General features: G+C 75.3%; 15 protein-coding genes. 10 read left to right on the top strand and 5 right to left on the bottom strand.

The genetic code is table 11. The features are described from left to right. Positions 1-32 precede the first annotated feature (32 nt). The 6 genes from ACGBYP_RS15040 to ACGBYP_RS15015 all read left to right on the top strand — a co-directional run bounded on the left by ACGBYP_RS15040 (position 33) and on the right by ACGBYP_RS15015 (position 7,091). Complete coding sequence (locus ACGBYP_RS15040; RefSeq protein WP_411585420.1) at positions 33-656, top strand: hypothetical protein; 624 nt, start codon at positions 33-35, stop codon at positions 654-656. Positions 657-708: 52 nt separating this feature from the next. Further along, positions 709-2,271, top strand: coding sequence for a LamG-like jellyroll fold domain-containing protein (locus ACGBYP_RS15035; RefSeq protein ID WP_411585418.1), 1,563 nt, complete (start codon positions 709-711; stop codon positions 2,269-2,271). Positions 2,272-2,343: 72 nt separating this feature from the next. Then, the gene (locus tag ACGBYP_RS15030) at positions 2,344-3,171 is read left to right on the top strand and encodes an MBL fold metallo-hydrolase (protein ID WP_411585416.1); all 828 of its coding nucleotides are present in this window, start codon (positions 2,344-2,346) and stop codon (positions 3,169-3,171) included. Next, the gene (locus ACGBYP_RS15025; protein WP_411585415.1) at positions 3,168-3,797 is read left to right on the top strand and encodes a DedA family protein; all 630 of its coding nucleotides are present in this window, start codon (positions 3,168-3,170) and stop codon (positions 3,795-3,797) included. The genes ACGBYP_RS15030 and ACGBYP_RS15025 overlap by 4 nt, the downstream gene beginning before the upstream one ends. Next, a complete protein-coding gene (locus ACGBYP_RS15020; protein ID WP_411585414.1) occupies positions 3,794-5,932 on the top strand; it encodes a phage holin family protein in 2,139 nt (712 codons plus the stop codon). The genes ACGBYP_RS15025 and ACGBYP_RS15020 overlap by 4 nt, the downstream gene beginning before the upstream one ends. A 166-nt stretch (positions 5,933-6,098) precedes the next feature. Continuing rightward, positions 6,099-7,091 (top strand): glucosyl-3-phosphoglycerate synthase, encoded by a 993-nt coding sequence (locus tag ACGBYP_RS15015; RefSeq protein WP_411585413.1) that lies wholly within the window; start codon positions 6,099-6,101, stop codon positions 7,089-7,091. 51 nt (positions 7,092-7,142) lie between these two features. On the opposite strand, the gene ACGBYP_RS15010 is transcribed toward ACGBYP_RS15015, so the two are convergent. Continuing rightward, entirely contained in the window at positions 7,143-7,808 is a 666-nt protein-coding gene (locus ACGBYP_RS15010) for an HAD family hydrolase (RefSeq protein WP_411585412.1), read from the bottom strand. A gap of 92 nt (positions 7,809-7,900) precedes the next feature. Between ACGBYP_RS15010 and ACGBYP_RS15005 the strand changes: the two genes are divergently transcribed. Then, positions 7,901-8,443: a DUF5946 family protein gene (locus ACGBYP_RS15005; protein ID WP_411585410.1), complete on the top strand. Its 543-nt coding sequence runs from the start codon at positions 7,901-7,903 to the stop codon at positions 8,441-8,443. Between the two features lie 11 nt (positions 8,444-8,454). On the opposite strand, the gene ACGBYP_RS15000 is transcribed toward ACGBYP_RS15005, so the two are convergent. The 3 genes from ACGBYP_RS15000 to ACGBYP_RS14990 form a co-directional block, all read right to left on the bottom strand. Further along, positions 8,455-9,084, bottom strand: a complete 630-nt coding sequence (locus ACGBYP_RS15000; RefSeq protein WP_411585409.1) for a TetR-like C-terminal domain-containing protein — start codon at positions 9,082-9,084, stop codon at positions 8,455-8,457. Between the two features lie 114 nt (positions 9,085-9,198). Further along, positions 9,199-9,531 carry a hypothetical protein gene (locus ACGBYP_RS14995; protein ID WP_411585408.1) on the bottom strand — a complete coding sequence of 111 codons (333 nt, stop codon included), beginning with the start codon at positions 9,529-9,531 and terminating at the stop codon, positions 9,199-9,201. Between the two features lie 13 nt (positions 9,532-9,544). Next, the gene (locus ACGBYP_RS14990) at positions 9,545-10,435 is read right to left on the bottom strand and encodes a 1,4-dihydroxy-2-naphthoyl-CoA synthase (RefSeq protein ID WP_411585407.1); all 891 of its coding nucleotides are present in this window, start codon (positions 10,433-10,435) and stop codon (positions 9,545-9,547) included. 106 nt (positions 10,436-10,541) lie between these two features. On the opposite strand from ACGBYP_RS14990, the gene ACGBYP_RS14985 reads away from it, so the two are divergent. Next, the gene (locus ACGBYP_RS14985; RefSeq protein WP_411585406.1) at positions 10,542-11,336 is read left to right on the top strand and encodes an endonuclease/exonuclease/phosphatase family protein; all 795 of its coding nucleotides are present in this window, start codon (positions 10,542-10,544) and stop codon (positions 11,334-11,336) included. A 9-nt stretch (positions 11,337-11,345) separates the two neighbouring features. Here ACGBYP_RS14985 and ACGBYP_RS14980 read toward each other — a convergent pair whose 3' ends face one another. After that, positions 11,346-11,807, bottom strand: coding sequence for an NUDIX domain-containing protein (locus ACGBYP_RS14980; protein WP_411585405.1), 462 nt, complete (start codon positions 11,805-11,807; stop codon positions 11,346-11,348). A gap of 89 nt (positions 11,808-11,896) precedes the next feature. On the opposite strand from ACGBYP_RS14980, the gene ACGBYP_RS14975 reads away from it, so the two are divergent. Both ACGBYP_RS14975 and ACGBYP_RS14970 read left to right on the top strand, forming a co-directional pair. After that, positions 11,897-12,253 carry a VOC family protein gene (locus tag ACGBYP_RS14975; RefSeq protein WP_411585404.1) on the top strand — a complete coding sequence of 119 codons (357 nt, stop codon included), beginning with the start codon at positions 11,897-11,899 and terminating at the stop codon, positions 12,251-12,253. A 64-nt stretch (positions 12,254-12,317) separates the two neighbouring features. Then, positions 12,318-12,611 (top strand): hypothetical protein, encoded by a 294-nt coding sequence (locus ACGBYP_RS14970; protein ID WP_411585403.1) that lies wholly within the window; start codon positions 12,318-12,320, stop codon positions 12,609-12,611. The last annotated feature ends 34 nt before the right edge of the window (positions 12,612-12,645 follow it).

Genomic DNA, 12,645 nt, shown 5'->3' with positions numbered 1-12,645 from the left:
GCGCACCTCAGACACAGGAAGCCCCCGCGACGATGAAGCACCTCGCTCCCTCCCTGCCCAAGCGGCGCGCTGTCCGCCTCGGGCTCGTCCTCACCCCCGTCCTCGCCGTCGCCGTCGGCACGTCGGTCATCTGGCAGACCTCCTACGCGGCCTTCTCGGCGACGACGGACAACGGCGTCAACAACTGGCAGGCCGGCAGCGTCACGCTCACCGACAACGACAACGCCGCGGTCATGTTCAACGTCACCGGCCTCAAGCCCGGCTCGACCGGCACGAGCTGCATCACGGTGACGGCCAGCGGGCTCCCCTCGGAGATCCGGCTGTACGGCACGAGCACCACCGCCAGCACCACCGCCAACAACGCGCTGGCCTCGGCGCTGCAGCTGACCGTCACCCGGGGCACCGGCGGCACCTACGGGAACTGCACCGGCTTCGCCGCCGACGGCGCCGCGGGGAACGTCTACTCCGGCAACCTCGCCGACTTCCGGGCCAACCGGGGCAGCTACGCCACCGGCGCCACGGGCTGGACGACCACGTCGACGGCCTCGTCGAGCCGAACGTTCCAGTTCAGCTACACCTTGGACCCCAACGCGACGAACACCAGTCAGAACGGTTCCGCGTCGATGACCTTCACCTGGGAGTCGCAGAACACCTGATCCGCCGGCCCGTTCGTCCTGGCTGACCTCGACCCACTCGACGGAGGACCCGGTGATCTCGCCAGCAGCGCTGCTCCGTGCCCGGGGAGCCGGTCGGGACGGCGTCCCGTCCGCCCGGGCGCTGGAGGCCGCGGCTCGCGCCCTGCCCGGCCGGGACCGGCGCACGCTGCCCAGCTCGTGGCGCTCCCGCTGGCCGGCCTTCGTGCTCAGCTGCGCCGCCCGGGCGGTGCTCATCACCGTGCTGTGGCTGGTCGGCTGGTCACTGCTGCCGGCCGCAGCCGGCTGGGAGTCGACGGTGGTCGTCTCCGGCTCCATGGCCCCCCGGCTGCAGGTGGGGGACGTGGTGGTCGCCCGGCCCGTCGCGTCCGACCAGCTGCGCACCGGCATGGTCCTGCTCGTCGACGACCCCGACCACCCCGGGCGGCTCCGGGTACACCGGCTCGTCGGCATCGAGAACGGCATGCTGCGCCTGCGCGGTGACGCCAACCCGCAGGACGACTCCGCCCTCGTCGCCCCGTCCGCCGTGCACGGCACCGGCGCACTGCGCCTGCCCGCCATCGGCCGGCCGGTGGTCTGGTGGTCCGAGCGGGACCTGCCGGCGCTGCTGACCGCGGGGACGGCCCTGACGCTGCTCGTCGGCGCGGCGACGCTCCACCGGCACCCGGGGGGCTCCCTGGCCCCGGTGCGCGCCGGCCGGCGCGCCCACCGCGCCCCCCGGTCCGGCGGCGCACTGCTCGGCTCCCTGCCCGAGCGGCGCACCGCCACCCGCCACCGGCACCGGCCGCCGCGCGCCCGGTCCCGGGCCGTCGTGGCCCTGACCGGACTGCTCACCGCCGTGCTCACCGTGGTGACCACGAGCACCGCGGACGCCAAGTACACGACGACGACCACCCAGGGCCCCGACACCTGGGTCGCCAACGACCACTACACCTGCGCCGAGGCGGCCGCCTCCCCCGCAGCGCAGCTGTACTACCCGCTGCAGGAGACCGCCGGCACGGTGGCCGCCAACGCCGGGACCGCAGGCACCGCGAACAACGGCACCTACGAGGGCGCGATCGTGCTCGGCCAGCCGGGACCGAACTGCCGCGGCGCCGACGACGCGGTCAGGCTGGACGGCTCGACGACCTACATCACCTCGCCGTTCCCGGTCACCAACCCGAACACGTTCTCCCTCGAGATCTGGCTGAGGACCGGCACCCCCGGTGGGCTGGTCCTCGGTTTCCGCCGGGACGGCGGCTCCGGCAACGACAACGACCGGATGATCTACATGAGCAACGGCGGCCGGCTGTTCTTCGGGCAGGAGCCGGTCACCGGTGCCTACCGGACGGTGAACAGCACGACCGGGTACGCCGACAACGCCTGGCACCACGTGGTGGCCACCCAGGGCAGTGGCGGGGCCGCGCTCTACGTCGACGGCGTGCTGGTCGACAGCGACTCCGCGATGACGACCGGCTTCAACGCCAGCGGGACCTGGCGGATGGGCCGCGGTCAGACCGCCGGCTGGCCGAGCGAGCCGACCAACCGCTATTACACCGGCCTGCTGGCCCACGCCGCGGTGTACACGACGGCGCTCAGCCTCGACGACGTCAAGGGGCACTACCACGCCGGTCGGTGACCGGACCCCGGCCAGGCCGCCACCGGGTCCAGGTCACACCACCAGCACGGCCGGACGCCCGATACTGGCCGGGTGAGCACGCCGTCGCTGCACTTCCTCGGCCACTCGACCGTCCGGCTGGAGCTCGCCGGCCGCACCGTGCTCACCGACCCGCTGCTCACCCCCACGCTGGGCCCGCTGCGCCGGATGGTCGCCCCGCTGCCGCCGGAGAGCTGGGCCGGCGTCGACCTGGTGCTCGTCTCGCACCTGCACAACGACCACCTGCACCTGCCCTCGCTGCGGCTGCTGGGCCGCAGCACCCCGATCGTCGTCCCGCGCGGGGCCGGCCGGTGGCTGACCCGGCACGGCTTCACCGCCGTCGAGGAGCTCGGCCCGGGCGAGAGCCGCACCGACGGCGGGCTGACCGTCACCGCCACCTACGCCGACCACGCCGCCCACCGCTGGGGGCCGCGGCTGACCCACGGCCCGCACGCCCCGGCCGTGGGTCACCTGGTCCAGGGCGACGGCGTCACCGTCTACGCCGCCGGCGACACCGACGCCTTCCCCGGCATGACCGACCTCGGTGACGACGGCGTGGACGTCGCCCTGGTGCCCGTCTGGGGCTGGGGTCCCAGCCTCGGCCCCGGCCACCTCGACCCGGCCGGTGCCGCGGCGGCGGTGCAGCAGCTGCGGCCGCAGGTCGCCGTCCCGGTGCACTGGGGCACCTTCGCGATCGCCGGGCTGTGCTCGGTGCCCAGCCCGTGGCGGGCCAGGATGCGCGACCTGCTGCTCGACCCGCCGCGCCGGTTCGCCATGGACGTCGCCGCGCTGGCCGCCGTCGGTGGGGCGAGGACGCAGGTGGCGCTCACCGCCCCCGGCTCCCCCGTCGTGCTGCCCGCGCCGGTCGAGGGCTCGCCATGACCGGTGACGTGCTGGCGGTCAGCTGGACCGACGGCAGCTCACTGGGCTACCCACTGGTCTTCGGCGGGGTGCTGCTGGGCTCGGTGGTGCCGGTCGTGCCCACCGGCGCCGTGGTCGGGGCGGCCGCGGCCTTCGCCGTCAGCGGTGGGCAGCTGTCCCTGCCGCTGGTCGTGCTGCTGTCGACCCTGGGCGCCTTCAGCGGCGACGTCCTCACCTTCGCCGTCTGCCGGTCCGGTGGCCCGGCCGCGGTGCGCTGGGTGGCCCGGCGGCAGCAGGCCGACCGGGTCGACGAGGTGCGCGAGCAGTTCCGCCGGCACGGCTGGCAGCTGATCGTCATCGGCCGGCTGCTGCCCGCCGGGCGCATCCCGGTGCTGCTGGCCGCCGGCGCGCTGGCCTACCCGTGGCGCCGGCTGCTGCCGGCCTCCTTCGTCGCGGCCCTGCTGTGGGCGGTCGCCTACGCGCTGCTCGGCGTGGTCAGCGGCGGCGTCTTCGACTCCCCGCTGGTCGCCACCCTCATCGCCACCGTGCTGGTGCTGCTGGTCGGCGTGGTGCTCAACCTGGTCGCCGCACGCCGCCGCCGGCACCGCACGTCCGACGTCACGCCGACCGCCGACCTGACGTCGTGAGCGGGCCGACCCGTCCGGGGCGGGTGCTGCGCGGCGGCCGGACGCTGGCCCGGCTGCTGCTGGTCTGGGCCACCGTCACCGGCGTGCTGGTGGTCCTGGACTCCTGGCTGACCGGCTTCGCGATGAGCTCGTGGTGGCAGCCGCCGGTCGCCGCGCTGGTGTTCGGCCTGCTCGCCGCGCTGGTCTGGCCGCTGGTCATGCGGATCGCGCTGCCGGTCGCGGTGTTCACGTTCGGGCTGGGCAGCTTCCTGCTGCTCGGCGGCGGCGTGCTGGCGGTCTTCCACGCGATCCCCGGCGTCGAGGTGCGCAGCTTCGCCACCTCCCTCGTGGTGGCCGTGACGATGGCCGGCACCGCCGGGGTGATCAGCAGCGTGCTGGCGGTCAACGAGGACGAGGTCTTCTTCCGCCGCGCCCGCCGTCGCGGCCGGGGCGCCACCGACGCCGGCGAGGAGCCGCCGGGCGTGGTGTTCCTGCAGATCGACGGGCTCGGCCACGAGGTCGCCCGCCGCGCCGTCCGGGACGGCTCGATGCCGACGCTGGCCGCCTGGCTGCGCGCCGGCACCCACGAGCTGCGCGCCTGGCACACCGACTGGAGCTCGCAGACCGGCGCCAGCCAGTGCGGGATCCTGCAGGGCTCCAACGACGACGTCCTGGGCTTCCGCTGGTACGAGAAGGAGCACGACCGGGTCGTCACCGTCTCCTCCCCCGGCGACGCGGCGGAGATCGAGCGCCGGCACTCCGACGGCCGCGGGCTGCTCGCCGGCGACGGCGCCGGCCGCGGCAACCTGTTCACCGGCGACGCCCCGCACGTGTCGCTGACCATGAGCTCGCTGGCCGTGGTCGGCCGGCGGTCGCGGCGGGAGCGGCGCACCCGCGACCGGATCGGCGCCGGCTACTACGGCTACTTCGCCAACCCGGTCAACGCGCTGCGCACCCTCGGCGTCTACGCCGTGGACGTCGTCCGGGAGCTGTCGGCGGCCGCGGCGCAACGGCGGGCCGACGTCCGGCCGCGGGTCAGGCGTGGTGGGCTCTACCCGCTGGCCCGGCCGGCGACCACCGTGCTGACCCGCGACGTCGTGGTCAACGCCCTCGTCGAGGACATGCTGGCCGGGCGCCCGGTCGTCTACGCGGACTTCGTCGGCTACGACGAGGTCGCCCACCACTCCGGCATCGAGCGGTTCGACGCCCTGGAGGTGCTGCGGCACATCGACCAGCAGGTCGGGCGGCTGTGGCGGGCCAGCCAGCTGGCGCCGCGGCGTTACCACCTGGTCTGCCTCTCCGACCACGGGCAGACCCAGGGCGAGGCGTTCGCCGACCGGTTCGGCGAGACGGTCGAGGAGCTGGTCGGGCGGCTGGCCGGCGCCGAGCCGCCGGCACCGCGCCGCCGGCTGCTGGGCCTCCTGCCGCCCGCCGGCGCGCGGACCACGCCGGGCTGGCAGATGACGAGTGCGCTGGCCGAGGCGGCGTCGGGAGGCGGCCTGGTCGCCCGACGGCTGCGTGCGCGGGTCGAGCGCACCAGCGCCCGCGAGGCGCCCACCCCGCCCGGCGAGCCGGGCGCGGTCACCCGGGTCGCCCCCGGCGTGGTGGTCACCGTCAGCGGCCACATGGCGATGGTGTCCTTCACCGACCACCCCGGCCGGGTGCCGCTGGAGACCATCGAGCGGCACTGGCCCGACCTGCTGCCCAGCCTGGTCGACCACGCCGGCATCGGCTTCATGCTGGTGCACTCCGAGGAGTTCGGCCCCGTCGTGCTCGGCCGCGAGGGGCTGCACCGGCTGCGCACCGGCGTCGTGATCGGCACCGACCCGCTGGGCCCCTACGGCCCGCACGCCGCCGCCCTGGTCGCCCGCGCCTCGGGGTTCGCGCACTGCCCCGACGTCGTGGTCAACAGCGCCTACGACCCGGTGACCGACGAGGCCTCCCCCTTCGAGCCGCACGTCGGCTCGCACGGCGCGCTCGGCGGCCCGCAGCAGCACGGCTTCCTCCTCGCGCCCCGGGCGTGGGCCGACCCCGGCGAGGTCGTCGGCGCCGAGCACCTGCACCGGGTGCTGCGCGGGTGGCTCACCGACCTCGGGCACCCCGAACCGGTCGCCGACGCCCCCGCCGACGGCGCCGTGCTGGTGGCGCGCACCTGAGCTGCCCGCCGCGGGGCGTCCCGTTCAGCGGCCGTTCCCCGGCGGTCCGTCCGCTGGTTGCCCGGCCGAGGCGGGATCGTCACACTGGCGGCCCGGAACGTGAAGTTCGTGTGAACGAGGTCCCGCCGGCGTGCGGAGGGAGACGGCCGTGCTCGACAGTGGGCGGATGCGACCTGACGCCCGCGCCTGGTTCGAGCACCGCACCACGTCGGCCACCTCACTGGCCGAGATCGACGTCGACGCCCTCCTGCTGGCCAAGCGCCGCGGCGGCCACCGGATCAGCGTCGTCCTCCCCGCCCGCAACGAGGAGACGACGGTCGGCGTCCTGGTGCGAGATCTCGTGGCCCGCTGGGTCGAGGACGTCCCGCTGGTCGACGAGGTGCTCGTCATCGACTCCAACTCCACCGACGCCACCGCCGAGGTGGCCCGCGCCGCCGGCGCCGACGTCGTCGCGGCCGGGGAGGTGCTCCCCTCGCACGGCGACCGCCCCGGCAAGGGCGAGGCGCTGTGGAAGTCGCTGGCCGCCACCACCGGCGACCTCGTCGTCTTCATGGACTCCGACCTGCTCGGCGACGTGAGCCACTACGTGCCCGGGCTGCTCACCCCGCTGCTGCTCGACCCGCGGGTCGAGTACGTCAAGGGCTGCTACACCCGGCCGCTCACCGTCGACGGCGAGCACCGCCCGGTCGGCGGTGGCCGGGTCACCGAGCTCACCGCCCGGCCGCTGCTCAACGCGCTGTGGCCTGAGCTGGCCGGCTTCGTCCAGCCCCTCGGTGGCGAGTACGCCGGACGCCGCTCGGTGCTCGAGCAGGTGCCGTTCGTCTCCGGCTACGGCGTGGAGGTGGGCCTGCTGGTCGACCTGCTCCAGGTCTGCGGCCTCAGCGGGCTGGCCCAGGTCGACCTCGGCACCCGCACGCACTCCCACCAGACCGACGCCGCGCTGGGCAAGATGGCCGGCCAGATCGTGTCGACGGTGCTCTCCCGCGCCGAGCGGGGCCGCCCGGGCCGCAGCCGGCTCGAGCCCGGCGGCCTGCTCACCCAGTTCGCCCACGACGGCACCGGCTTCGTGCCGACCAGCCACACCGTGGCCGTCGACGAGCGCCCGCCGATGGCCGCCGTCGAGGAGTACACGGTCCTGCGGGCGGGCGTCGTCGGCTGACCCGCCGGGCGGAGGAGGACCGTCGGCGGTCCACCGACGGTCCTCCTCTGCTCAGGCCAGCGGGGTGTCGTCCAGGGCCGCGGCCAGGTCGGCCGGGGTGTCGTAGATGCCCACGGCGCCGGCCTCGCGCAGCTCGTCGTCCCCGAAGCCACCGGAGCGGACGACGATCGCGGGCATGCCGGCCTTCTTCGCGGCCTCCACGTCCCAGACCGAGTCGCCGATCATCACGCTGTCGGCATCCGGGGCCGCACCGAGCTTCTGCAGCGCCACCTGCAGGAGGTCCGGCGCGGGCTTGGATGCCTCGGCGTCCTCGGAGGAGGTGATCGCGTCGGCGAGGTCCCGCACCCCCAGCAGGTCGACGAACCGGTCGACGTGCTGCGGCTTGCCCGAGCTGGCGAGCACCAGCCGGTGCCCGCGCTCCTTGATCGCCACGAGCAGGTCGCGGGCGCCGGGCAGGGGGGCGATCTCGTCGATGAGCCCGTCGACCTCCTCGACCCACCTGTCCCGGGCCTCGTCGCCGATCCGCCCCTCCACCTCGTCCCCGCCGAGGGCGCCGACGAGCTGGTCACCGCCCATGCCGATCAGGCGGTGGATGCGCCAGACGGGGAAGGTCTCCCCGAGCGAGCGCAACGCCCGGTACCAGGCCAGGGCGTGCTGGTAGTTCGAGTCGACGAGCGTGCCGTCGACGTCCAGGACCGCGATCGTTGGTTCGGGCATGCCCCGGGAGCTTCCCCTCCGGCGCACGGGCCAACCGGGATCCGCGCCGCCCGCTCGGCGGCCACCCGCCGGGTGCGGCACGATCGACCGTCGTGACCGCCGCCGACACCTCGTCCGACACCCCCGGCCCCGCGGCCGCCGACCAGCTCCGGACGACGGTCTGCCCCGGCTGTGGCGCGGTCCTGGTGGCCACGCCCGGGGCCGCCGGCCAGCACCCCGGCGCCTCCCCCAGCTGCTGGCGGCTGTTCCAGGTCACGGTGCGCGGGCTGCGCGACGAGGCGGCGCAGGACCTGCAGACGGCGGCGCTGCTGCAGCTGGCGGTCGACACCTACGACGCGCAGCACCTGCTGCCCGGGCAGCCGGCGTCGGCCGCCGTCCGGCTGTACCTGGCGCTCGACCGCCGGCCGGGTGCGCCCGCCGCCCGGGTGGACGACGTCGCCCGGGTGGACGACGTCGCCCCGCGCACGCTGCAGCCGCCGGCCCGCTGGACGACGACGGTGGCCGACCTCGCCGCCGACCTCGACGTGGTCGACCTGCCGGCGCTGGTGCGCGCCTGGGCCGAGGCCACCCGCGCCGACTGGGCGCCGGCCGCCGGCGCGCTCCGTCGGGCCGCCGCCGCCGCGCTGGAGGCCTGAGCCGCGCGGGCTCAGCCGGCGCCGGGCAGGTGCTCCGGCTCGACGATGGGCACCAGCACGTCGGCGACGAGCTGCTCGACCTCGGCGGTGCTGCGCGGCGCCGCGGCGAAGGACGTGTACCGCTGCCACCACAGCGCCTCGAGCACCGAGCCGAGCAACGCCACGCGCTCGGCCGGCAGCTCACGTCCGCGGGCGGCCTCGCGGGCGGTGATCTCGCGGACCGCGGCACCCAGCGGGCGCAGCAGCGCCTCGTCCAGGCCGGCGCGCAGCTCCTCGTCGTGCCGGGCGGCGCCGACCAGGCTGGCCGCCGCACGCTCGGACCGGTCCAGCGGCCGCGTCCAGCGCACCAGCAGCCCGCAGAGGTCGGCGTCGAGCGAGCCGGTGTCGGCCGGGACCTCGACCAGCGACGTGGTCGTGAGGGCGTGGCGGGCGAGGGCGGCCATCGTGGGCCACCGGCGGTAGATGCCGGCCTTGCCCGCCTTGGCCCGGGCGGCGACGCGGTCGCTGTTCAGCCGCCCCCAGCCCTCGTCGGCCAGGATGTCCATCGCCACGGCGACGAGCTGGTCGGAGAGCTCCGCGGACAGCGGCCGGCCCGGGGGACGTGAGCCGGCGGGTCGCTGGGGAAGGTCTGTCGTCGCCACCGTGCAATCGTGCCCAAGAACGTGGACCCACCACAACAACTCGCGCACGACACATCCAGGACACAGGTGTGCCCGGTCCGTCACGGCCCGTGGCCGTAGAGGTGGAACCGCAGGTCAGGCGGACGCCGCAGGCTCCACGTGCACCTGCAGACCAGCTCCGTCGTCGGCGGTCCATCCCTTGTCCGCGGCGAAGATCACCATCGCGTCGAAGCGGTCGCCCCAGTCGGCGCTGCCGGCCTGCGGTTCGGCGGCGGAGCGCAGCGCCGCGACGGACACCACGCCGGTGTCGCCGCCGGTGAGCCGGCCCATCCCGGCCGCCTGCAGCGCGGCGTCGGCCTCGTCGTCGGTCACCGCGCCCAGGGCCAGGTGCAGCCGGGTCAGGTCGTCGACGTCGGCCACCCGCACCTCGGGCCGCTCGTCGGCACCACCGATCACCTCGATGATCACGTCGTCCTCCTCGTCACACGTGCCAGGGGAACCGGGAGAAGTCCGCGGGGCGCTTCTCCAGGAAGGAGTCGCGGCCCTCGACCGCCTCCTCGGCCATGTAGGCCAGCCGGGTCGTCTCCCCGGCGAACAGCTGCTGGCCGACCAGGCCGTCGTCGATCAGGTTGAACGAGTACTTGAGCATCCGCTGGGCGGTGGGGCTCTTGGCCACGATCCGGCGCCCCCAGTCCAGGGCGGTGGCCTCCAGCTCGGCGTGCGGCACCACCCGGTTGACCATGCCCATGGCGTGCGCGTCGGCCGCCGAGTACTCCTCGCCCAGGAAGAAGACCTCGCGGGCGAACTTCTGGCCCACCTGCCGGGCGAGGTACGCCGACCCGAACCCGCCGTCGAAGCTGCCCACGTCGGCGTCGGTCTGCTTGAACCGGGCGTGCTCGGCGCTGGCCAGCGTGAGGTCGGCGACCACGTGCAGGCTGTGCCCGCCGCCGGCCGCCCACCCCGGCACCACGCAGACGACGATCTTGGGCATGAAGCGGATCAGCCGCTGCACCTCCAGGATGTGCAGCCGACCGCTGACGCCGTCGCCGGCCTCGTAGCCGTACCTGCCGCGCACCCGCTGGTCGCCGCCGGAGCAGAACGCCCAGCCGCCGTCCTTCTCGCTGGGGCCGTTGCCGGTGAGCAGCACGCAGCCGACGTCGGTGGACAGCCGGGCGTGCTCGAGGACGGCGAGCAGCTGGTCGACCGTCTGCGGCCGGAAGGCGTTGCGCACCTCGGGCCGGTCCAGGGCCACCCGCACCACCCCGGCGTCGACCGCCCGGTGGTAGGTCACGTCGGTGAGGGCCTCGAAGCCGGGCACCTGCTCCCAGGCCGAGGCGTCGAAGATCTCCGAGACGTCCGCGCGTGCACTCACGGGCCGAACCTAGCCGCCGTCCCCGGAGGGTGCTCTGCGGGCGCTCGTGCTCTGCTGCCGGACCGGCAGCAGAGCACGAGCACCGCGGTCCTGGTCTGATGACCGGGTGGAACTCCGGGTCGGCACGCTCAACCTCGCCTCTGCCCGGGACTCCCGGGGCCGCTCGCTCGACGCCGCCGGGCTGCGGTCCGCGCTGGCCGGGCTGGACGTCGACGTCCTCGCCGTCCAGGAGGTCGACGTCGCCCAGCCGCGCTCGCACACGGTCGACCAGCCGGCCGAGGTGGCCGCCGCGCTCGGGACCCCCGACTGGCGCTTCGCCGCCGCGGTCGCCGGCACCCCCGACCCCTTCCGCAGCTGGACACCGGTCGACCCGCCGGTGCTCCGCGCGTCGTGGGAGGTGCCCACCGACCCGCTCTACGGGATCGCGCTGTTCAGCCGGCTGCCGGTGCGGCGCTGGTCGGTCCTGGGCCTGGGCGCCGGCCGGGCGCGGCTGCCGATCCGGGCTCCCGACCCGCGCACCGGCGAGAGCCGCACCTGGTGGTTCCCCGACGAGCCGCGGCTGACCGTCGCCGCCGAGCTGGACGGGGTCACCGTCATCGGCACACACCTGTCCTTCGCCCCGCACACCGCGGCCCGGCAGCTGCTGCGACTGCGCCGCTGGGCCCGCTCGCTGCCCGGCCCGGTGCTCGTCGCCGGCGACCTCAACCTGATCGGCCCGCTGCCGGCGCGGCTGGCCCGCGCCCAGCGGCTGGCGACCGCCCCCACCTACCCCGCGCCGGCGCCGCGGGTGCAGTTCGACCACGTGCTCGCCCTCGACCCCGTCACGGCAGGGCCGGCGGAGGTGCGGGCGCTCGGCTTCGGCGACCACCGGCTCGTCGTCGTCCCGGTCACCGTCCCCTGAGGGCGGGGGTCAGGCGGCCAGCAGCGGCAGGATCGTGGGCAGCGAGCCGGCCAGCCCGGGGTGCAGCAGCGGCAGCGCGCCGAGGGCGAACCAGCCCACGTCGGTGCTCTCCTCGTTGAGTACCAGGTCGGCCACCTCGAGCCGTCCGGCCGGCTCGGCCAGCACGGTCGTGTAGCTCCAGCCGCCGTGGTCGTCGACCGACGCCGTCCCGAGGACGACGTCGGCGCGGCGCAGGCCGAGCTCCTCCCCCGCCTCGCGCAGCGCGCCGTCGGCCGGCGCCTCACCCGCCAGCAGTGCGCCGCCGGGCGTGCCCCAGGTGCCGCCGTGGTGCGACCAGCCCACCCGCAGGTGCAGCAGGACCTCGACGCCGTCGGCCCCGGGGCGGTGCAGCAGCAGCCCCGCCGCGCCGGCCAGCCCCCAGTGCCGGTGCCCCAGCGCGCACGTCGTCCAGCCGTCGGTCGAGGGGCGCACCGGCTCAGTCTGCCGTGGCCGCGCCGCGGTTGCCGCGCCGCCCGGGTGGGCACGGGTCGTGCACGACCTACCGACGGAGGAGATCTGACGTGGCGAGTGGTGTGGCGAGCGTGTGGGTGCCGGTCGACGACATGGACCGGGCCCGGGCCTTCTACCGGGACACCCTCGGGCTGACCGAGAAGAAGGTCACCGAGGACTGGAGCGAGTTCGACTCCAACGGCCTGATGATCGGGCTGAACGCGCGGGAGGGGACGGCGCAGCACGCCGACGGCGGCGCCGTCATCACCTTCCAGCCCGACGGCGACCTCGACGCTGAGGTGGCGGAGCTGCAGGGCAAGGGCGTGGAGTTCACCGGCGGCATCAGCGACCACCCGTGGGGCCGGATCGCGCCGTTCAAGGACTCCGAGGGCAACGACCTGCAGTTCTACGTGCCGCCGTCGTCCTGACCCGTCCGTGATGGAGTCCCAGGGCACCGTTTCCGCGCCCCTGGGGCTCCATCAGACTGGGCGCATGACCGTGCAGCTGCGTCGTTACGAGATCGAACCGGGCCGGATGGCCGACTTCCTGGCGTGGTTCCCGTCCATCGTCCCGGTGCGGGAGCAGTTCGGCTTCCGGGTGCTGTTCGCCGTGGCGGAGGAGGAGCACTCCACCTTCACCTGGGCGGTGGCCCACGACGGCACCGAGGCCGACTTCCTCGAGGTCGAGGATCGCTACAACGCCTCCCCCGAGCGGGCGGCGGTGTTCGAGACCTTCCCGGCCTGCATCGCCGGCAAGGAGATCGGCTTCGCCACCCCGGTGGTGTGAACGCCGCCGGGGCCGACGTCGGTGACGTCGGCCC

The sequence above is a fragment of the Modestobacter sp. SSW1-42 genome, from assembly GCF_046635825.1.
Classification (GTDB): domain Bacteria; phylum Actinomycetota; class Actinomycetes; order Mycobacteriales; family Geodermatophilaceae; genus Modestobacter.
This window is presented reverse-complemented; position numbering and strand designations above follow the sequence as displayed.

Coding starts and splice junctions, on each gene's coding strand:
- ACGBYP_RS15040 (WP_411585420.1), top strand. CDS start 33: ATGAAGCACCTCGCTCCCTCCCTGCCCAAGCGGCGCGCTGTCCGCCTC.
- ACGBYP_RS15025 (WP_411585415.1), top strand. CDS start 3,168: ATGACCGGTGACGTGCTGGCGGTCAGCTGGACCGACGGCAGCTCACTG.
- ACGBYP_RS15015 (WP_411585413.1), top strand. CDS start 6,099: ATGCGACCTGACGCCCGCGCCTGGTTCGAGCACCGCACCACGTCGGCC.
- ACGBYP_RS15010 (WP_411585412.1), bottom strand. CDS start 7,808: ATGCCCGAACCAACGATCGCGGTCCTGGACGTCGACGGCACGCTCGTC.
- ACGBYP_RS14970 (WP_411585403.1), top strand. CDS start 12,318: ATGACCGTGCAGCTGCGTCGTTACGAGATCGAACCGGGCCGGATGGCC.